The following is a 19,947-nucleotide window of genomic DNA, read 5'->3' as shown; positions in this document are numbered from 1 at the left end:
GAGTTTCAATTAACAGAGTCGTCTTGTAACAGATTATCTTCCAATAAATTGTCTATTTCTTTGGAAGACAGGTCCTCCGGCAGCACCGAAGGCATTTCCCCCTCCAGGGATACATTGGTAAAGATATGTTCATTATCAAATGCATCGGTATGGTAGGTCAGGTATTCTTCAATTTCCTGGTCGCTGATTTTGGCCATCATCCTGTCCATCGAAGAGCCGCTGAGCGAGCGGGAGATGAGCACGGCGCTCACCGCTATGAGGCCCGCAATGCTGGCGGCGGCCAGGCATTGTTTGAACAGTTTGAGGCGGCGCCCCATTTTTACCACGCGGCCTTCTCCGGCCGCGTTCTTTTCTTTTACCACCTGTTCCGTGAGCCCTTTAAAGTACTTTTCCGGCACGGTAAAGGGCGTTTCCCGGGAAACGCCGGCCAGCAGGGGAGAGAGCTGTTCCAGTTCTTCCGTTACCGCGCTGCTGTTTTCCATGGCCCTGATGCGCTCCATCAGTTGTACCGGGAAGGCGTCAAAATATCTTACCGGCACGTCAAAGTGCGGATGCCCGCCCAGGTGCTCCAGCGCGGGAGCTATGTCCCGCAGTTCTTTCGCTATGTCATTCTCTTCGTGCATCATGATAGTAAGACCCGTATTGCCGGGGATGGTTTAATGTCAGTTATTTTTCAAAAATTCCTCCACCTTTTTCACTGCATGGTGGTAAGACGCCTTCAACGCGCCCTCCGAAGTGTCAAGCACCCGGCTCATTTCGTCATATGGCATTTCTTCGTAATACCGCAGGCTGAATACCGCGCGTTGTTTTTCAGGCAGGCCCAGGATGGCTTTCTGTAATTTCCATTCTATCTTATTGGCGTCATAGTGACTATCTGCCTGCAGTTTGTTGCTAAGTCCGGTTTCTACGTCAGACAGCGAGATGGCGGATTTTCTTTTTTGCTGCTCCAGGAAGCTGAGACTTTCGTTGGTAGCAATTTTATACAGCCAGGTATACAGGCGTGCATCTTCCCGGAAACCTTCCAGGCCTTTCCACATTTTTATGAACACATTCTGCAGCACGTCATTGGCATCTTCATGGTCTATCACCAGCCGGCGAACGTGCCAGTAGAGCCTTTCCTGGTATTTCCGTACAATTAGCGTAAACCCCCTTTCTTTTGTATCCGGATGCCCATAAAGTGCCAGTAGTTCTTTATCTTCTTGCGTTACAGCCATAGGCGGTTAAACAGTATTGTATGAAATGACCGTAATGGACGGATGCATAGAATAAATATATGAATTATTGTGCAACCGGCCCAATACCGCCACCAGCATCCCCCAAAACAACAAAAACCATCACTAGGATGGTTTTTGTGCCGGAAAGTTTAATCCGTCTGTAAATTTTAACCTTTTTTCCTGGCCAGCACCTTTTCTGCCGCCGCCACAATATCAGGCGTATCCAGCCCGTATTTGGTGAGCAGGTCAGTAGGTTTGCCGCTTTCGCCAAAAGTATCTTTGGTGCCGATGTATTCAATGGGAATGGGCAGGTGGCGGGCCGCAACCTGTGCAATGCTGTCTCCCAGGCCGCCCAGCACGTTATGCTCTTCAGCGGTAACGGCGCAGCGGGTTTTGGTGATGGATTTCAGCACAGCTTCCTCATCCAGCGGCTTGATGGTATGTATATTGATCAGCTCTACGCTGTAGCCTTTCTCTTCCAGTATGCGGCCGGCTTCCACGCATTTCCACACCAGGTGGCCGCAGGCAAACAGGGTAATGTCTGTACCCTCATTGAGCACCTGGGCTTTGCCAATCTGGAACTCCTGGTTTTCAGGGGTGAAATTGGGCCATTTGGGGCGGCCGAAGCGCAGGTAAACCGGGCCTTCATGGTCGGCAATAGCTATGGTAGCGGCTTTGGTCTGGTTGAAGTCACACGGAACGATCACCGTCATGCCGGGCAGCATCTTCATCATGCCAATATCTTCCAGTATCTGGTGAGTGGCGCCGTCTTCACCCAGGGTGAGGCCGGCATGGGAGGCGCAGATCTTCACGTTTTTGCCGGAGTAGGCAACAGACTGGCGGATCTGGTCATACACGCGGCCGGTGGAGAAGTTGGCAAAAGTGGTGGTGTAAGGGATCTTACCGCCAATGGTCATGCCTGCCGCCACACCTATCATGTTGGCTTCGGCTATGCCGCACTGTACAAAGCGGTCAGGAAATTCCTTGATGAAAGCCTGCAATTTGAGGGAGCCCAGCAGGTCTGCCGTGAGGGCCACCACATTGGGGTTTCTCCGGCCGGCTTCCAGTATGCCTTCGCCAAAACCGCCGCGGGTTTCCTTTTCGTTCAGTATCTGTATGTCTTTTACCATAGTGCCTGATATTTGTGCCGCAAAGCTAGTAAAATAAAAATTTTAATTGTTTAAAACCCTGTCCCGCAGCGCTACTTCCCACTGCCAGGCCGTACGCATCATGTCTTCAATACCAGACTTGGGCTCCCAGCCCAGTTTTGCGCGGGCTTTGGTGTTGTTGGCATAGATGGCTATCACATCGCCCGGGCGCGGCTCTCCCAGTTCGTAGTTCAGCTTCATGCCGGATATTTTTTCAAACGCCTTGATGGCCTCCAGCACGGTAACGCCTGTACCGGTGCCCAGGTTGAACACTTCGAGGTTGCTCTCGTTGCGTTTTTCCAGCAGGTATTGCAGCGCCTTGGTATGGGCGTTGGCAATGTCTGTTACATGAATGTAGTCACGTATGCAGGAACCGTCCCGCGTATCGTAGTTGGTGCCGAATACCGTCACTTTCGGCAGCTTGCCGATAGCGGTTTGTGTAATAACCGGCACCAGGTTGTCCGGCTTGCCCAGGGGCAGCTCTCCTATAAGGGCGGAGGGATGTGCGCCTACAGGGTTGAAGTAACGGAGCAGGATGGATTGCGTAGTGTTTACCCGGCTGAAATCTTCTATGATCTGCTCGCCCATCTGTTTGGTACGGGCGTAGGGAGACTGGGCCTCACCCAGCGGCGTTTCCTCCACTACGGGCAGGGCGGTGGTATTGCCGTACACGGAGCAGGAGGAAGAGAACACGAAGTTGGGGATGTTAAATTCCTTTACGCATTTCAGCACGTTCACCAGGGAAGTGAGGTTGTTCTGGAAGTACATCAGGGGCTCATGTACAGACTCTCCCACGCTTTTGAGCGCCGCAAAATGGATAACGCCCACAATATCCCGGTTTTCGTGAAACACGGCATGCGTGTCTTCCAGGTTGCAAAGGTCTACCTTGTAATTGCGCACCTTTTTGCCGGTGATCTGTTCCACGCCCTCCAGCAGCCTGGTAGTGCTACGTATGTTGTTGTCCACATTCACCACGTCAAAACCGTTGTTGATCAGGTCTACGATGGTATGGGCCCCTATGTATCCGCATCCTCCCGTTACAAGAACTTTTTGCATACTGAGTAGTTAATATTTTTTGTTGATTAAATCAGGTTCATGAGGTACGCGCCGTAGCCGCTTTTTACCAGTGGGGCGGCCAGCTTTTCCAGCTGCTCCCGGCCAATAAAACCTTTCCTGTAGGCAATTTCTTCAATGCAGGCTATTTTGATGCCCTGCCGTTGCTCTATGACCTGCACAAACTGGGAGGCCTGCATCAGCGAATCGAACGTGCCGGTATCCAGCCAGGCGGTGCCGCGCGGCAATATGGATACTTTCAGCTTGCCTCTTTTCAGGTATTCCCGGTTTACGTCTGTGATCTCGTATTCCCCGCGGGGGCTGGGCTGCAAGTGTTCAGCGATAGAAACTACCTCATTATCGTAAAAATACAGGCCGGGCACCGCATAGTTGGATTTGGGCTGCAGCGGTTTTTCCTCTATGGAAACGGCGTGCATATCGGCATCGAACTCGACCACGCCGTACCGCTCAGGGTCAGACACCTGGTAGGCGTACACAATGCCCCCCTCCGGGTTTACATTGTTAGCCAGCTGGGTGCCCAGGCCGGCGCCGTAAAATATATTGTCTCCCAGCACCAGGGCCACATTGTCTTTCCCTATAAATTCTTTTCCTATCACAAAGGCCTGTGCCAGCCCGTTAGGCACCGCCTGCTCTGCATAGGAGAGCTTCAGGCCGTACTGGCTGCCGTCTCCGAACAGCCGCCGGAAGGCCGGCAGATCGTGCGGGGTGCTGATAATAAGGATTTCCTTGATACCCGCCAGCATGAGCGTGGAAAGAGGGTAATAGATCATCGGCTTGTCATAAACAGGCATAATCTGTTTGCTGATGGCGTAGGTGATGGGGTGCAGCCTGGTACCAGACCCGCCTGCAAGGATAATTCCCTTCATGAATACTATAGATTAGGTTTGGAGGCACAAAAATAGGAGGTCTTTCCTATTTGCCCTAGATATTTGGTTTAAAAATATAAAAATACATCATTGCCCCGTGCTACCCTGCTTACACCCTGTCTTGACCCTGTTTACACCCTGGGTTAATGTTGTAAGCAGGGGCAAGACAGGGTCAAGGCAGGGTGTAAACAGGGTATTGACCGTATGGTATTATAAGTTTTGCTTATGTAATAGCCTCGCGCAAAAAAGGCGGCCCATATTAGGCCGCCTTTACAATAGTATGAAAAAAATTAAACAAATAAGTTTACAATAAAGAACACTGCCGCTGCCAGCAATGCACTGATGGGAATGGTGAGTATCCAGGCCCAGAGCAGGTTAACGGTAACCCCCCAGCGAACGGCAGACAGCCTTTTGGTAGCGCCCACGCCAATGATGGAGCCGGTAATGGTATGCGTAGTGCTCACCGGTATGCCGAAGCTTTCCGTCATATAAAGGGTAATGGCGCCGGCGGTTTCCGCGCTCACGCCTTCCAGCGGTGTTACCTTGGTAATGCGGGTACCCATCGTTTTCACAATTTTCCAGCCGCCGCTGAGCGTACCCAGGCCTATAGCGGTGAAGCAGGCAAAGGGCACCCAGTCCGGCACGTCTTTCAGATTGCCTATGCTGCCGTGAGCCACCATGGCCGCTGCAATAATACCCATTACTTTCTGGGCGTCATTACCGCCGTGGCCAAGGCTAAAGGCCGCTGAAGATACCAGCTGCAGGCGTTTGAACCAGTTGTCTGCCCGGTAGGGGTTGGCCTTTTTACAGATGTTCACGATCAATACGGTGATAATAAAGGCCACCACCATGCCTATGAAGGGCGCCAGCACAATGAAATATACGGTAGGCAATACCTTGGCATAGTTGATCACGTCAAAAGACCCGCCCGCATTGGCTACTGCAGCGCCTATGAAGCCGCCTATCAGGGTGTGGGAGGAGCTGGAAGGGATGCCGTACCACCAGGTCAGCAGGTTCCAGGTAATGGCCGCGATCAGCCCGGAGAAGATCACCTTCAGGGTAATGAACTGCTCAAATACAGATTTGGCAATGGTATTACCCACCTTGAACTCCCCGTAAATGTACTTGGACACAAAAAAAGCCGCAAAATTGAACAATGCCGCCCACAGCACCGCCTGAAAAGGCGTCAGCACCTTGGTAGACACAATGGTGGCAATGGAGTTGGCCGCATCGTGAAAACCGTTGATATAATCAAAAATGAATGCCAGTATGATGATAATAACAAGAAAGACCATGACAGGAATATATTTCGCTCAACTATGCGTATTTGATAATAATGGTTTCTATCACATTCGCGGAATCTTCACATTTGTCTGTGGCAATTTCCAGCGCCTGGTAGATTTCACGCATTTTGATAAGCTCCACTGCGTTGCTCTCCAGCTCAAACAGGTCTGCAATAGCCCTGTCATAAATGTCGTCAGCATGGTTTTCAAGGCTGTTGATCTTCACGCAGGCATCCGTTATTGCCCGCATGTTGCTCATATTGCGCAGTTCAGGGATGGCGCGTGCCAGCTCTACAGTACCCTGGTAAATAAGGTCTGCCAGCTTCCGTACGCTGTCTGTCATTGTGGTTACCTTGTAAAGGTCGATCCTCTTGGCGGAGCCATGGATGTAATCCGCCACGTCATCCAGGGTGGCGGCCAGGTAGTGAATGTCTTCCCGGTCAAAAGGAGTAATGAAGTTCTGGCCTAATTCTACGAAAATACGGTGGGTATAGTCATCGTTCTTGTGCTCCAGCCGCTCAATGAGGTGCACTTTGTCTTTACGGACCTGCGGATCGGTGGTTTCCACCAGTTCTGTGAGCACTTTGCCCATCTCCATCAGGTTGGCCGCTACATCCTCAAACAGTGAATAAAACACCCGGTCTTTCGGCATGAACAGTTTTACAATAGAATTAAAGCCTCCCATATAGATTGTTATTAGTATAAAAATTTGCCGCAAAATTACTTTTCAGATGGTATAGGAGCCAATAAAAAGTCAGAATTAATAATTTGGTAACACTGGATTAATATAAAAGTAATATAGCAATTTTTCCTTTGTGTTGTCCCTGTACCCTAAAATAGTGCGTATCATATAATTAACAATTTGTATTTAAAAAAGTTCTGTAACGGGTGCAGATTGGCTTAATTCAATTTAAAAAATGAGCGGTAAACGACCACTGGACATAGTTGTAATTTCCGATGTTCACCTCGGCATATACGGCTGCCACGCAAAGGAACTGGCAAATTACCTGGACTCGATAGACCCCCGGGTGCTGGTCCTCAACGGAGACATTATTGACATCTGGCAGTTCAGCAAGCGGTACTTCCCGAAATCCCATACCAAAGTGATACGCCGCATCCTCAAAATGATAGGGAAGGGTACCGAAGTATATTACCTTACCGGCAACCACGATGAGGCCCTGCGCAAATACGCCGGTTTCGGGCTCAGCAATTTTGTGATAGACAACAAGCTGATCCTGGAGGTAGACGGTAAACGCCACTGGTTCTTTCACGGGGACGTGTATGACATCACCATGAAAAATTCCAAATGGCTGGCCAAACTGGGCGGGAAGGGGTATGATATCCTGATCATCCTCAATCGCCTCGTGAACCACCTGCTGGAAAAAATGGGCCGCGAAAAGATGTCTTTCTCCAAAAAAGTAAAGGAAAGCGTGAAACAGGCCGTGAAGTTCATCTCCGATTTTGAGCAAACCGTAGTGGAAATAGCGGTAGACAAGGATTTTGATGTGGTGTGCTGCGGACATATTCACCAGCCGGTGATCAAAAACATGCAATACAACGGCAAAACGGTTACCTACCTCAATTCAGGAGACTGGGTGGAAAGCCTCACCGCCCTGGAATACAGCCAGGGCAATTGGCAACTGTACCAGCACGCCGGTAAAAAAGAAGCGGCGGCCGAAGAGGAAGAAGAACCGGCGGTGGTGGCAGAATGGGCCGTTGCCGCCAAGGTCATCAATTTCTGATCATATCTTCATAATTACATAATCTGCCATTAATATTTAATTAACGCTCCACTGGTAAGTTTGCTAAACCAGCATGAATTTAGATGAAGACGCTCAAGCTACACCCTTTGATGACCATTTCCTTATTACAGATGCAGATTCAGCGCTTGCTCCATTGTAATGCCACGGTGTACATCCGCCACTCCCTTGCCGGCGCGTTTCACACCCTGCGGGACGCCGGCCTGGAAGAAAACGCCATGATCGAGCACCCCATTGATGAAACCCTCAGTCTTCGTGAATTTGAAGAAGAGCTGGAAGAAAAGTTCAATTTTTCGCTGGAGCTGTGTAACAAGGATTCCAAACCCTTCACCAACAAAAGCCTTCGCCTGTTCCAGATCACTCCCTGCAGCGAAGACGAAGACGGCCGCCAGCTGGACATCTCGCTGGAGCTGCTGGCCAGGCAGGGCGGCAACCGGCAAGACCGGGCGGTATAGCTGCCCTTTCGCCGTTAATAATTCTTTAATGATTTCTTAACAATTAACATTCTGGTAATATTGGCTTAACAATGGCGTAATAGGGCCACGGTAGTTTTGCGGCATAAATGAAACAAAACGTGAAACGCAGTATTATCGTTGTACAATTAATCGGATGTTTGTTGTTAGGTATTTCAAACGTCTTTGCACAGGGAAACGCCGGCAAAGTGACCGGTAAACTCACAGACAAGAAGACGGGCGAGATTTTGATAGGTGTGACAGTACTGGTGCAAAACACCAGTAAAGGCGCCGTAACAGATGTGGAAGGCCGCTTCTTGCTACAACTGGACCCCGGTACCTATACCCTCGATTTCAAATACATGGGCTACCAGACCAAATCCATTTCGGAGGTGGTGGTAAAACCCGGCCAGGTAACCAACCTGGATATTGCGCTGGACGAGCCCAAGTCAAAAGAGCTGCAGGAAGTGGTGATCAGGGGCTCCTACAAACAGGAATCCATCAACGCGCTGTATGCCGCGCAAAAGAACAACCCCAGTATTTCCAGCGGTATCTCTGCGGAAAGCATCAAACGCTCTCCTGACCGCAGCACCGGTGAAGTGCTCAAACGCGTGAGCGGCGCCAGCATACAGGATAATAAATATATTATTGTACGCGGCCTGAATGACCGTTACAACACGGCCACCATCAATAACGCGGTATTGCCCAGCACGGAGCCTGACAGGAAGGCTTTCTCGTTTGACATCATTCCTTCCAACCTGATTGACAATATCACCATCAATAAAACCGCTTCTCCTGATATGCCGGCAGACTTTTCCGGCGGTTTCATACAAGTGGTGACCAAAGATATTCCGGCGGAAAGTTTCCTGGCTTTCAGCGTTGGCCTGGGCTATAACTCCCAGTCTACCTTCAAGGACATCCAGGGCATGAAGCGCGGCGGTACGGACTGGCTGGGATTTGATGACGGCACGCGTAAGCTGCCTTCGTCTTTCCCCTCTTCCCGCAGCAAATACGTGGCCCGTCCCAATGCGGAAAAAATAGCGCTCTCCAAAGATTTCAAGAATAACTACGGCGTGTCTTCTTTCGGCAATGCCCTGCCTAACCAGAACTATCAGCTTACCTGGGGCAGCCGCAGCCGCCTGAAGAACGGCGGGTCTTTTGGCAGCATTATTTCACTGACCTACCGCAATGCCGAGAACATCAACCCGTCCACCCGTACAGACTTTGACAACGAGAAGGTGAGAAGCTATAACTTCTCCGACAATATCTACAAGTACAACACCAGCCTGGGCGCCATTGCCAACTTTACCTACATCAAGGGCAACAACAAGATATCTTTCAAGAATATCGTTAACCGCATTTTCGACAACGTATATATCTATCGCGAAGGCACCAACGTAGATGCAAGCCAGGCCATTATTGGCCACGGGCAAGACCTTACGGAAAAATCACTGGTGAACTCCCAGCTGGAAGGCTCTCACAAGCTGAACAAAAAAGACTGGAAGCTGGACTGGAACCTGAACTACTCCCTCAGTGACCGCAACCAGCCTGACCTGAAAGTGCTTACCTACAGTAAAGCGCTGTCTGAGCTGGACGATCCTTCCATCCCTTACAAGGCACAAGTGCCCGTGGGTACGGCCAACCGGAACGTGTTCCGCTTCTATTCCGTACTGCAGGACAACAGTTTTGGCGGTTCTGCCCAGTTAAGCATCCCCATCACCATTGCCAACAACAAGCAGATACTGAAGTTTGGCGGGCAGAAGCTGTATAAGACCAGGATGTTCAGTGCCCGTGCGCTGGGTTACATCAAAGAAGATTTTTCCTCTACGGATGAATCTTTACTGAGCCTTCCTCCTGACAAGATATTCGCTCCCGAGAATATGAGAGAGAACGGGTTCATGATAGACGAGATCACCAACAGTACCGATAAGTATGATGCCACTTCTGACCTGATGGCCGGTTTCATCATGTTTGACAACAAGATCGCTGACAAGCTCAGGATAGTATGGGGTGCAAGAGGCGAGTCCTACTACCAGTACATCAAAACCTCAGACCCTTCCGGCAAACGTATCAGGCAAACCACTACCTGGTTTGATGTATTGCCTTCTGCCAATATCACTTATTCCCTGAATGCAAAATCCAACCTGCGCCTCTCCGGTTCGCAAACGGTATCCCGCCCGGAACTGAGAGAATTGGCCGGCTTTGCTTTCTATGACTTTGTGACCTACAGCTCCCTGCTGGGCAATCCTTACCTGAAGAGGGCCAAGATCACCAATCTTGACCTGCGCTATGAAATTTATCCCGGCGTAGGAGAGGCAATTACCGCTTCCCTGTTCTATAAACGCTTCAAAGACCCGATTGAGCAGAAAGTAGATCCGGGCTCCACGCCTAACAGGCGGGAAACTACCTTCCAGAATGCGCCCAGCGCAGAATCATACGGGTTTGAGGTGGAGCTGCGCAAAAAGCTGGATTTCATCAGCAGCGATCCCATTTTCAGCAATACCACTTTCTTTACCAATTTCTCTCTCATACAATCAGCCGTAAACCTCACCGGCGTTACTTCAGATGTTACCAACCGGGCACTGCAGGGACAGTCTCCTTACCTGGTGAACGCAGGCTTGCAATGGCTGATGCCTGAGAGTGACTGGGGGCTGAGCGTGCTGTACAACAGGGTGGGCCACCGCATCTCCCTGCTGGGTTTCCCCGGATATGCTGACATCTATGAGAACGGACGGGACATACTGGATTTCCAGATCAGCAAAAAAGTGATCAAAAGCAAAGGAGAGCTGCGCCTCAACGTGAGCGACCTGCTGAACCAGGCTGTTGTGTTTTACCAGAACGGGGATGACAGGAAACGTTACACCGAAGGCGCGGACCAGGTGATCAACTCCGTGAAGTTCGGCACTAACGTATCACTCACATTTTCTTACCAGTTCAACACCGGTAAAAAGAAATAATTCCTTAATACACGCTTAAAACGGCGTTAACATAGAACTGCCACATTTGTGGAACTTTTGAAAAAAGCAACAGCTTAATCAATCAAAACACTAAAAAAGAACTCTGATGAAACTTACCAAATTCCTGGCCTTTTTGTTCGGTGCAGCAGTATTGTTTTCTGCCTGCCGGAAAAATGAAGATGACGATGATACGGACCCGGGTAACCAGCCTGAAGTGCTGAGCGGCACCATATCACAAGACAAGCGGCTGACCAACGACAGGGTATGGATACTGAAAGGGTATGTATACGTAACAGAAGGCGCCACCCTTAGCATTGACGCAGGTACCATCATCAAAAGCGAAGTGGCAGACATCAACAAAGGTGCGCTGATCATTGAGCGTGGTGCCAAGATCAACGCTGCCGGCACCGCTAACAGCCCCATTGTTTTCACTTCCGGAAAGGAAAAAGGACAGCGCTCTCCCGGTGACTGGGGTGGTGTGATCATTCTTGGCAAAGCGCCTATTAACCGTACAGATAATCCGAATATTGAAGGTGGCGTAGGCCGTCCTTACGGCGGTACGGACCCCGAAGATAACTCCGGTGTGTTCAGCTATGTACGTATTGAATATGCTGGCGTAGCAGCACAGCCCAACAGTGAGATCAACGGTCTTACCCTGGGTGGCGTAGGCCGCAAAACCCAGATAGACCACGTACAGGTACTGTATGGTAATGATGATGCTTTCGAGTTCTTTGGAGGCACTGTAAATGCCAAATACCTGGTGGCCATTGGCACCGCAGATGATGATTTTGACTTTGACAACGGTTTTTCCGGTACCATCCAGTATGCAGTGGCCATGCGCTACCCGCAGATAGCTGACCCCGGAGATGCCAGCAACCTGATTGAGTGCGATAACGACGGCAGCGGCACCACCGCTAACCCCCGCACCAGGCCGGTACTGTCTAACTTCACGCTGATTGGGCCCAACAACGCTGCCAACACCCACGCCAGCCACAACTATGGCAACAGGTGGAGAAGAGCAACCAACTTTGTGCTGGTAAACTCTATCATCATGGGCGCGCAAAAAGGCGGCTTCTCCATTGAATCTAACGCGTCAGGCCAGGATATGAAAGATGACAAGTCTATCTTCAAAAATAATATCGTTCACGCCCTCGCCAAACCTTACGTGCTGGATTCTGCAGCTTCCCGCGCAGTGGTGGCCGGTTTCCCCGCAGACCCCCTCACGGCTGAGCAAAGAGCAGACCTGATCAGCCAGGGCAGCGCATGGCTGAAAGCCAAAGCAGAAGCTAACGGCTGTGTTACCCTGGCTTCAGCAGATGAAGTAGGCCTTACATCACCATTTAACCTGACCGCCCCCAACTTCCTGCCCAAAACCGGTTCCAAAGCACTGGAAGGCACTTTTGTAAGCCAGCCGGGCCTTGAAGCTGTTACTTACCGTGGTGCGTTTGCCGCCACCGGTAACTGGATGCAGGGCTGGACCACATTTGACCCTCAGAACGAAACGTACTAAGAAGTACCCGCGTTTGTCGTACATATTATAAATTACAGCCGCTCCGGTGTTTCCGGAGCGGCTTTTTCTTTTTGCAGACATTTCTATGAGAGAAGCTTTATTTTTGCTGCAAAATTTCCAGCATCATAATGATACTAACGCGCATTGCTCTGTTGACAGGTCTGGGTGTATTATTGACAATTACTACAGCAAGGGCTCAGTTCCTGATGGATATGATAGATACCAGCACCTCCCTGGGTAAAGGAATGATCTCCATCTACAAGAACTACGATCATCTCCGCATCAGCGGGTATATGCAGCCGCAGTTCCAGTGGGCTACGGGAAAAGGGGTAGGGGTTTACCAGGGTGGAGATTTCCCCAAACAGTCAGACAACCGTTTTATGTTCCGCCGCGGCCGCATCCGTTTCGATTATGAGCATTACAACAAACAAAACCTGCCCACCCTGCAGTTCGTGTTCCAGTTTGACGGAACGGAACGGGGCGTGAATATCCGGGACTTCTGGGGCCGCCTCTTCGATGGCAAGTGGGACGTGATGTCACTGACCATGGGGATGTTTGCCAGGCCCTTCGGTTTTGAGGTCAACTATTCCAGCGGTGACCGCGAAGCGCCCGAGCGCGGCCGCATGTCGCAGATACTCATGAAAACGGAACGTGACCTGGGGGCCATGGTCAGCTGGGCGCCGAGGAAAAAGTCGCACCCGCTTTCCTTCCTGAAAGTAGACGTTGGGCTTTTCAACGGCCAGGGGCTGGCAGGGCCGGAAGATTATGACAGCCATAAAGACCTTATTGCAAGAGTGGCCATGAAACCTACGGCGCTCAACCGGCAGAAATGGCTGCTTTCAGTAGGCGCTTCCATATTGTACGGAGGGCTGGAGCAGTTCACCCCTGTTGTTTACCGCATGCAAAAGACGGGGCAGTTTTATAAAGACTCCTCGGACGCAAATATCGGTTTGATAGCGCCGCGTCATTACTACGGCGGGGACGCGCAGTTTGTTATCCCTAACGCCAAAGGTTCCACCCAGTTCCGTGCAGAATACATCCGCGGAACACAGAGCTCTACAAGGAACAGCACTGAAACGCCCGGCGAGATACCCATGATCGATGATGTCTTTGCGCCGCTGGCCATCCGCAATTTCGACGGGGCTTATCTTAATTTCCTGCAGCATCTCGGCAGCGAAAAACACCAGCTGGTATTGAAATACGATTGGTACGACCCCAATACGCGGGTGAAAGGGAAACAGATCGGGAAGGACGGATTGAACCTCACAGCTGCCGATATCAGGTTTGATACCTTCGGTGCGGGATATGTTTATTACTTCAATGAGCACATGAAAGCCACCCTGTGGTTTGACCGGATATGGAATGAGTCTACCTCCCTTGACGGGTTTACGGGCGATGTTGACGATAACGTTTTCACCTGCCGGCTGCAGTACCGGTTCTAGGGGTGCCCTAGTTCTCCCTCCCCAGCTCCAGCGTAAACCCGAAAGTAGAGCCTACCTCCACCTTGCTGCGCACGTTAATGGTCTGATCATGCGCTTCCACAATGTGTTTGACAATGGCCAGCCCGAGGCCGGTACCGCCAATATCCCTGCTGCGCGCCCTGTCTGTACGGTAAAAACGCTCAAACACGCGCGGCAGGTGCTCTTCGGCCATGCCGATGCCTGTATCCGAGATCTCTATCAGCACCCGTTTGCCGTCCATATTATAAAAGCTGGCAATGGTCTGGCCTTCCTGCTTGCCGTATTTTACGGAGTTTTCTATGAGGTTGATCAGCACCTGCCGTATCTTCTCCTTGTCTGCATACACATTAATAGGCGCTTCGCAGCCTTTTTTAATGCTGAATTTGATCTCTTTCTGCCGGGCCTTCAGGGAAAGGGTGTCAAACACGTCTTTCACCAGGTCCTGTATCACAAACTGTTCCTTGTTGATGGTCATTTCCCCGCTCTCCAGCTTGGAGATCTCGTCCAGGTCATCTATCAGCCTGCAAAGGCGGTCAATGTTCTTGGTGGCGTTTTTCAGGAACATCTTGTTCACAGAAGGGTCGTCAATGGCCCCGTCAAGCAGGGTGTGAATGTAGCCCTGCACGGCAAAAATGGGGGTTTTCAGCTCGTGGGAGAGGTTGAGCAGGAACTCCTTGCGGAAAGCCTCGTTGCGGCGCAGGTTCTCCAGCTCTTCCTTTTTCTGGGAGGCCCATTTCTCCACATCTTCGCTCACCTCATCTATGGTTTTAAGAGGGAGGATGTTCTTGTTGAAAAAGTCTTCCCGCTTGGAGGCCTTGGTCTGGTATATGAACTTGTAAATGAGCTTTATTTTCCGGTAAATGAAGTTCTGCAGCGTGTACAGGTAAAGGTAATACGCCACCAGGAAGGTGAGCACAAACGCAATACCGGTCTCTTTCAGCCCCACATCCAGCAGCAGGCAGCCCAGCGCCATAATAACAGACAGCACCAGCGCCGTAAATCCGGCCAGCTTTTGCGGTGATAGATTTTTTGCTTTGAACATACTCCAGAGTGAGTAATGATTGTAATACCGGGAAATTAAGTCAATTTTTTTACTTGCCATACCACATAGCCGCGGGGGCCCCGTTGCCCGAAAAGGGGAAGAATATTGAAATTCAGGGAAGAATGAGGGAATTACATTTCGAACTTGTAGCCAACGCCTTTAACGGTAGTAATGAGGTCTACCCCCAGCTTCTGGCGTATTTTGCGGATGTGCACGTCTATAGTACGGTCTCCAACTATCACCTCCGTGCCCCATACCTGGTTGAGTATCTCGTTGCGGAGAAATACCCGGCCCGGCTTGGAGGCCAGTAACTGCAACAGCTCAAATTCCTTTTTGGCCAGTATGATCTCCACCCCCTTGTAGGTAACCGTGAATTTTTCGCGGTCTATCACCAGGTCTCCCAGGTGCAGCTGCTGCTCTTCCACCTTGTTGAGGCGGCGGAAAAGGGCGTTGATGCGGCTCACCAGCAGTTTGGGTTTGATGGGTTTGGCAATGTAATCGTCAGCCCCCATGTTCAGTCCTTCAATTTCGCTCTTTTCATCGTTGAGGGCCGTGAGGAAAAGTACCATGGTTTCCTTGAACTCCGGCAGTTTGCGGATCTCCTTGCAGGTATCTATGCCGTTTTTGTTGGGCATCATAATATCCAGCATAATAAGGTCCGGCCGGAAAATTTTTGCCTTCTGGATGGCCTCGCTGCCGTCTTTGGCCGTTACCGTTTCATAACCCGCGCTCCTGAGGTTGTAACTGATTATCTCCAGTATGTCTGCCTCATCATCTACAACAAGAATTTTACCTACTGCAACTGCTGGTTCCATCAACATAAACTTGGGTTTTAAGATGGCACAAAATTAAACAGCGCTTTCCCGTTTAATGGAATGATAACATTATCTAATTGTTAATTCAGGCCTTCTCCCGGCAGCAAAGATACACTTTTCACGGCTGATGCCTGTAAAACGCCCGCAGTACACTGTTATGACGTATTTTTTAAATGAGAAGAAAGTGTAATAATATGGGCCGGATTGCTAATTCGTAATAATTGGTAGTAAATTTGCAGTGTAGCAACGGCGTAACTCATTTATATGAAGAAAATATTACTAGTTATAGCGATGGGCTTGATTTACAGCGGCGGGACCTTTGCGCAGCAGATCAAGATACCTATTCAGCGGCAGATATTTCATGACAATATTGACAAGGAACAGGTGGCGGCCGATAAATTTGACGGTAAAACGGACAATTTCGTAAAGGCCACCGAAGATGAGACCATCAACCTGCAGGTAACCAACGCCCTGATGAAGCAGGTAGACGCCATACAGGTGGAAATTGAGCAGGATACGGCGCTTGACCAGCGCCTGAAGGTAAAATACCTCACCGGCCTGCAGCAGGTGCTGAAAGATTACAATACCAAACGCTCATTCCGCCGTATTGAGCCTGATGAGGCCCCGGCCATTATAACGGCCTACCGCAACATGATGCATGCAGACATCCAGGGCAAAAGCATCTACCCTATTGCCCGCACCCTCAGCTTTGAAGCAGGGGAGCGCCTGGTGGAAGTGTATAAAGACAATCCCGGCTTCAAGGAATCACGCGGCGAAATGTTTGCCAAATACGCCTTCAAGAACCTGGAAGATATTATGCCCAAGCTGGGCCCTTACCTGGACTACCCCGTAACAGACTCCGTAATAGCCGCCGTGGCGCGCAAGTACCCCAACAAGGTGCTGACCTACGCCACTTCCTATACCCCCACGGCCAGCGCCATCCGCCGCAACCAGGACCCCCTCGTGCAGCAGATAGTGCAGATAGGCCGCTCCTCCCAGAGCACCAGGCTGATGCCTTTCATTGACCAGCTGCTGGACGGCACCACCACCATCCCCGAGCTGGAAAAAGCGGTGGCAGATGACTATAGCTACTTCCGCAAAATGGTGCAGGCGGCCATTGCCCTGCAGAAGAGGAAAGCCAACGGGCAGGAGCCCCTGGGCCTGAAAGCCATGCAGGAAAACATGCATGCCAAATCACTGCGGTATATCCGCGAGGTGAATGACCTCCACGAAGAAGGGCCGGCCGTGCGCTTCCGCATTGTGAAAGACTTTACGCCGGAAGAGCTGTATTACCTCATAGTGAACGGGCAGGAGGAGTTATATACCTCCAGCTATACCAACGCCGCCAAAGCCGGCCTATATGACCAGATGATGCTGCGCATGAAACCGCCCCGCGGAGACAGCCTGCTCATGCTGGTGAGCTTTGACCGCTTCAAGAAATTTATTGCCATGGCCGCCGGCTTCAATACGCTGGACCACTTCCTCAAATCCATGGACCCGGAAAACGCCAACTACCTGATGGTGAAATTTGTGCGCAGCCTGGAAAAAACGGAAGACCTGGAAGATGCCGTAGACGTGGCCAACTCCTTCGGCAGCATCCGGGACCCCAAGCTGCTGGACTTCCTGCGGGATGAGGTGCGGAAAAACCTGGTGTTCGTGACCGGCAAAAAAGACAAACGCGGAACCACCATCTATGGCCTGCTCAACAGCATTTTCTCTGAACAGGCAGGCGGCACGGACTCTTCGCGCGCGTCAGACATGGCGGCCAAACTGCAGTTGCCGCCCATCAACTTCGTAGAGTTCAATACCCTGCCTAACGACAGCGGCCGCATTTATCAGCAGGTGTTCTTCTACGGGGACGAGGACGGCCTGATCTCCTACCGCAGCTTTATGGGTAACTTCCCCGGCAGCGAGTGGCATGTTACGAAGAACACGTACTGGACTACCATTACCTCCACCAAAGGCAAGCCTACCACTATTTTCGCCAACAACCCGCTGCCCGAGCCGGAAGATAAAACGGCCATTGAGAAGCTGGCCGAGTACCTGGAGGAAAAAGACATTCACCCCACGGTATTCGTTCACCGCGGCCACAGCTACCACGTGAACACCACGCTGGATAACCTGCAGAGCACCGCCCGCATTGTGATACTGGGCTCCTGCGGCGGTTACCACAACCTGGCCACCGTACTGGAAAAAGCGCCGGACGCGCACATCATTTCCTCCAAGCAGGTAGGTACCTACCGCGTGAACGAGCCTATTATACGCAGCCTGGAAGAGGTGATACGCGCAGGCAAGGATGTAGACTGGGTGCAGATGTGGGTAGGCCTCTCCAAACGTTTTGCGGGTGATGCCGGCAGCAAGACCCTGTTTGATGACTACGTGCCCCCCCATAAAAACCTGGGCGCCATTTTCATCAAGGCCTACCGCCAGGTGATGAAAGACACTAATTAATAGTACTGAACAATATACCAGCAAAAGGGAGAAAAAGCCGGCCGGCATTCTCCCTTTTGCGTTTTCCAATTAAGCATTTACATTTACAGGAATGGACCAGGTTCAAAAGAAGAAGCTTTTTGACGTTAGTTTGCTGAAACGGGTATTTTCCTTTGCGGCACCGTACCGGCGCTACTTTTATTTATCCATGTTTCTCACCGTGCTGCTGGCAGTGCTCTCCCCGGTGAGGCCCTGGCTCATCCAGCTGTCTGTAGACAAGTATATCACCAACCAGTGGGCGCAAATGCTCATGATCGTTACCATCATCCAGGTGGCGCTGGTGGTGCTGGAAACTGTTGTCCGTTTTTTCTTTTCCTACATCACCAACTGGCTGGGCCAGTCTGTGATCAAAGACCTGCGGGTGGCCGTATACAAAAAAGTAGTGGGGCTCAACCTGGCCTTTTTTGACAGAACGCCCATAGGTACCCTCACCACCCGCACCATTAACGATATTGAGGCCATCAACGATATTTTTTCCGAAGGCATCATTTCCATTGTGGCAGACCTGCTGATGATACTGGCCATACTGGGCGTGATGTTCTATGAAGACTGGCGGCTCACGCTCATCAGCCTTTCCCCTTTCCCCGTGCTGATACTGGCCACCTACTGGTTCAAGGAAAGCGTGAACAAATCTTTCCACCGCGTGCGTAACGCCGTGGCCGCTCTCAATGCCTTTGTGCAGGAGCACATTACCGGCATGCTGGTGGTACAGGCCTTTTCCGCGGAAAACCGGGAGTTCGGCAAGTTCCGGACTATCAATAAAGACCACCGCAAAGCCAATATAGACGCCATTTTTGCCTACTCCGTGTTTTTCCCCGTGGTAGAGATCATCCTGGCCATATCCCTGGGGCTCATGGTGTGGTGGGGCGCCAACAAGGTGCTCAACTACGAGGTAACGCAAGGCGTGATGATCGCTTTCATTATGTACCTCAACATGCTGTTCCGCCCGCTGCGCATCCTGGCAGACAAGTTCAATACCCTGCAAATGGGCATGGTGGCCAGCGAACGTGTGTTCAAGGTGCTGGACAGCCAGGATTATATGGCAGACAACGGCGCCCATACCGCCGCAACCATGCGCGGGGAGATCAGCTTTGAGCACGTATGGTTTGCCTACAAGGATGAGCGGTACGTGCTGAAAGACATCACCTTCCAGGCCAAACCTGGCCAAACCGTAGCGCTGGTGGGGCATACCGGCTCCGGTAAAACCACCATCATCAGCATCCTCAACCGCCTCTACGAAATACAGAAAGGCCGCATCACCATAGACGGCATACCGCTGCAGGACTACCAGCTGAAAGAGCTGCGCAGCAGGGTAGGCGTGGTGCTGCAGGATGTGTTCCTCTTTTCCGGCTCCGTGTACGAAAACATCACCCTCCGCAATCCGGATATCAGTCGCGAGCAGGTAGAGCACGCCGCCAAACTGATCGGCATGCATGACTTTATATTGCAGCTGCCCGGCGGGTATGACTTCCCGGTGATGGAGCGCGGCAGCACCCTTTCCCTGGGCCAGCGGCAGCTCATCTCCTTCATCCGCGCGCTGCTCTACAACCCCGCCATTCTCATCCTGGACGAGGCCACCTCTTCTGTAGACACGGAATCCGAATTGCTGATACAACATGCCATAGACAAGCTGATAGCAGGGCGCACGGCCATTGTGATAGCCCACCGCCTGAGCACCATCAGCAAGGCAGACCAGATCATTGTGCTTGACAAAGGAGAGATACGGGAGATGGGCAACCACGAGGAGCTGATGAAGCAGGAAGGGTATTACCATAAACTGTACACCATGCAGTTCCAGAAAACCGGCAGCAGCGTGTAAGTCCGTGTTATTTGATATTTAAGGGCGGTTGGTTATATTTGAATGAAACATACACCT

General features: G+C 51.1%; 16 protein-coding genes. 7 read left to right on the top strand and 9 right to left on the bottom strand.

What is annotated here, in order from left to right; genetic code table 11:
• Positions 1-5 precede the first annotated feature (5 nt).
• The 7 genes from ABDW36_RS01420 to ABDW36_RS01390 form a co-directional block, all read right to left on the bottom strand.
• Positions 6-626, bottom strand: a complete 621-nt coding sequence (locus ABDW36_RS01420; RefSeq protein ID WP_343700096.1) for a hypothetical protein — start codon at positions 624-626, stop codon at positions 6-8.
• A 36-nt stretch (positions 627-662) separates the two neighbouring features.
• Positions 663-1,214: a sigma-70 family RNA polymerase sigma factor gene (locus ABDW36_RS01415; protein WP_343700095.1), complete on the bottom strand. Its 552-nt coding sequence runs from the start codon at positions 1,212-1,214 to the stop codon at positions 663-665.
• A gap of 167 nt (positions 1,215-1,381) precedes the next feature.
• Complete coding sequence (locus ABDW36_RS01410) at positions 1,382-2,344, bottom strand: transketolase C-terminal domain-containing protein (RefSeq protein WP_343700094.1); 963 nt, start codon at positions 2,342-2,344, stop codon at positions 1,382-1,384.
• Positions 2,345-2,386: 42 nt separating this feature from the next.
• Positions 2,387-3,418, bottom strand: a complete 1,032-nt coding sequence (gene galE / locus ABDW36_RS01405) for a UDP-glucose 4-epimerase GalE (protein ID WP_343700093.1) — start codon at positions 3,416-3,418, stop codon at positions 2,387-2,389.
• A 26-nt stretch (positions 3,419-3,444) separates the two neighbouring features.
• Complete coding sequence (gene rfbA, locus ABDW36_RS01400; protein ID WP_343700092.1) at positions 3,445-4,302, bottom strand: glucose-1-phosphate thymidylyltransferase RfbA; 858 nt, start codon at positions 4,300-4,302, stop codon at positions 3,445-3,447.
• 290 nt (positions 4,303-4,592) lie between these two features.
• Positions 4,593-5,597, bottom strand: coding sequence for an inorganic phosphate transporter (locus ABDW36_RS01395; RefSeq protein WP_343700091.1), 1,005 nt, complete (start codon positions 5,595-5,597; stop codon positions 4,593-4,595).
• A gap of 22 nt (positions 5,598-5,619) precedes the next feature.
• On the bottom strand, positions 5,620-6,270 hold the full coding sequence (locus ABDW36_RS01390) for a DUF47 family protein (protein WP_343700090.1): 651 nt from the start codon (positions 6,268-6,270) through the stop codon (positions 5,620-5,622).
• A 232-nt stretch (positions 6,271-6,502) separates the two neighbouring features.
• Here ABDW36_RS01390 and ABDW36_RS01385 point away from each other — a divergent pair, with 232 nt between their 5' ends.
• The 5 genes from ABDW36_RS01385 (at position 6,503) to ABDW36_RS01365 (ending at position 13,706) form a co-directional block, all read left to right on the top strand.
• Positions 6,503-7,327 (top strand): UDP-2,3-diacylglucosamine diphosphatase, encoded by an 825-nt coding sequence (locus ABDW36_RS01385; RefSeq protein WP_343700089.1) that lies wholly within the window; start codon positions 6,503-6,505, stop codon positions 7,325-7,327.
• Between the two features lie 83 nt (positions 7,328-7,410).
• On the top strand, positions 7,411-7,800 hold the full coding sequence (locus ABDW36_RS01380) for a hypothetical protein (RefSeq protein WP_343700088.1): 390 nt from the start codon (positions 7,411-7,413) through the stop codon (positions 7,798-7,800).
• Between the two features lie 161 nt (positions 7,801-7,961).
• Entirely contained in the window at positions 7,962-10,754 is a 2,793-nt protein-coding gene (locus ABDW36_RS01375; protein ID WP_343700087.1) for an outer membrane beta-barrel protein, read from the top strand.
• Between the two features lie 106 nt (positions 10,755-10,860).
• Positions 10,861-12,264: a hypothetical protein gene (locus tag ABDW36_RS01370; protein ID WP_343700086.1), complete on the top strand. Its 1,404-nt coding sequence runs from the start codon at positions 10,861-10,863 to the stop codon at positions 12,262-12,264.
• 212 nt (positions 12,265-12,476) lie between these two features.
• Complete coding sequence (locus ABDW36_RS01365; protein WP_343700085.1) at positions 12,477-13,706, top strand: porin; 1,230 nt, start codon at positions 12,477-12,479, stop codon at positions 13,704-13,706.
• Positions 13,707-13,713: 7 nt separating this feature from the next.
• Here the strand turns inward: ABDW36_RS01365 and ABDW36_RS01360 are convergent, their stop codons facing one another.
• Together ABDW36_RS01360 and ABDW36_RS01355 are read right to left on the bottom strand one after the other, a co-directional pair.
• Complete coding sequence (locus ABDW36_RS01360) at positions 13,714-14,766, bottom strand: ATP-binding protein (protein ID WP_343700084.1); 1,053 nt, start codon at positions 14,764-14,766, stop codon at positions 13,714-13,716.
• Positions 14,767-14,897: 131 nt separating this feature from the next.
• On the bottom strand, positions 14,898-15,581 hold the full coding sequence (locus ABDW36_RS01355) for a response regulator transcription factor (RefSeq protein ID WP_181954746.1): 684 nt from the start codon (positions 15,579-15,581) through the stop codon (positions 14,898-14,900).
• 291 nt (positions 15,582-15,872) lie between these two features.
• On the opposite strand from ABDW36_RS01355, the gene ABDW36_RS01350 reads away from it, so the two are divergent.
• A complete protein-coding gene (locus tag ABDW36_RS01350; RefSeq protein ID WP_343700083.1) occupies positions 15,873-18,032 on the top strand; it encodes a hypothetical protein in 2,160 nt (719 codons plus the stop codon).
• A gap of 91 nt (positions 18,033-18,123) precedes the next feature.
• Positions 18,124-19,890 (top strand): ABC transporter ATP-binding protein, encoded by a 1,767-nt coding sequence (locus tag ABDW36_RS01345; protein ID WP_343700082.1) that lies wholly within the window; start codon positions 18,124-18,126, stop codon positions 19,888-19,890.
• Positions 19,891-19,947 lie beyond the last annotated feature (57 nt).

The organism is Chitinophaga sp., assembly GCF_039596455.1.
Classification (GTDB): domain Bacteria; phylum Bacteroidota; class Bacteroidia; order Chitinophagales; family Chitinophagaceae; genus Chitinophaga.
The sequence above is the reverse complement of the archived record's forward strand: the minus strand, read 5'-3'. Positions and strand labels throughout refer to the sequence as shown.

What these genes read in the sequence shown, in the direction of transcription:
- ABDW36_RS01420 (WP_343700096.1), bottom strand. Translation starts at nt 626, where the DNA reads ATGATGCACGAAGAGAATGACATAGCGAAAGAACTGCGGGACATAGCT.
- ABDW36_RS01415 (WP_343700095.1), bottom strand. Translation starts at nt 1,214, where the DNA reads ATGGCTGTAACGCAAGAAGATAAAGAACTACTGGCACTTTATGGGCAT.
- ABDW36_RS01410 (WP_343700094.1), bottom strand. Translation starts at nt 2,344, where the DNA reads ATGGTAAAAGACATACAGATACTGAACGAAAAGGAAACCCGCGGCGGT.
- galE (WP_343700093.1), bottom strand. Translation starts at nt 3,418, where the DNA reads ATGCAAAAAGTTCTTGTAACGGGAGGATGCGGATACATAGGGGCCCAT.
- rfbA (WP_343700092.1), bottom strand. Translation starts at nt 4,302, where the DNA reads ATGAAGGGAATTATCCTTGCAGGCGGGTCTGGTACCAGGCTGCACCCC.
- ABDW36_RS01395 (WP_343700091.1), bottom strand. Translation starts at nt 5,597, where the DNA reads ATGGTCTTTCTTGTTATTATCATCATACTGGCATTCATTTTTGATTAT.
- ABDW36_RS01390 (WP_343700090.1), bottom strand. Translation starts at nt 6,270, where the DNA reads ATGGGAGGCTTTAATTCTATTGTAAAACTGTTCATGCCGAAAGACCGG.
- ABDW36_RS01385 (WP_343700089.1), top strand. Translation starts at nt 6,503, where the DNA reads ATGAGCGGTAAACGACCACTGGACATAGTTGTAATTTCCGATGTTCAC.
- ABDW36_RS01380 (WP_343700088.1), top strand. Translation starts at nt 7,411, where the DNA reads ATGAAGACGCTCAAGCTACACCCTTTGATGACCATTTCCTTATTACAG.
- ABDW36_RS01370 (WP_343700086.1), top strand. Translation starts at nt 10,861, where the DNA reads ATGAAACTTACCAAATTCCTGGCCTTTTTGTTCGGTGCAGCAGTATTG.
- ABDW36_RS01365 (WP_343700085.1), top strand. Translation starts at nt 12,477, where the DNA reads ATGATAGATACCAGCACCTCCCTGGGTAAAGGAATGATCTCCATCTAC.
- ABDW36_RS01360 (WP_343700084.1), bottom strand. Translation starts at nt 14,766, where the DNA reads ATGTTCAAAGCAAAAAATCTATCACCGCAAAAGCTGGCCGGATTTACG.
- ABDW36_RS01355 (WP_181954746.1), bottom strand. Translation starts at nt 15,581, where the DNA reads ATGGAACCAGCAGTTGCAGTAGGTAAAATTCTTGTTGTAGATGATGAG.
- ABDW36_RS01350 (WP_343700083.1), top strand. Translation starts at nt 15,873, where the DNA reads ATGGGCTTGATTTACAGCGGCGGGACCTTTGCGCAGCAGATCAAGATA.
- ABDW36_RS01345 (WP_343700082.1), top strand. Translation starts at nt 18,124, where the DNA reads ATGGACCAGGTTCAAAAGAAGAAGCTTTTTGACGTTAGTTTGCTGAAA.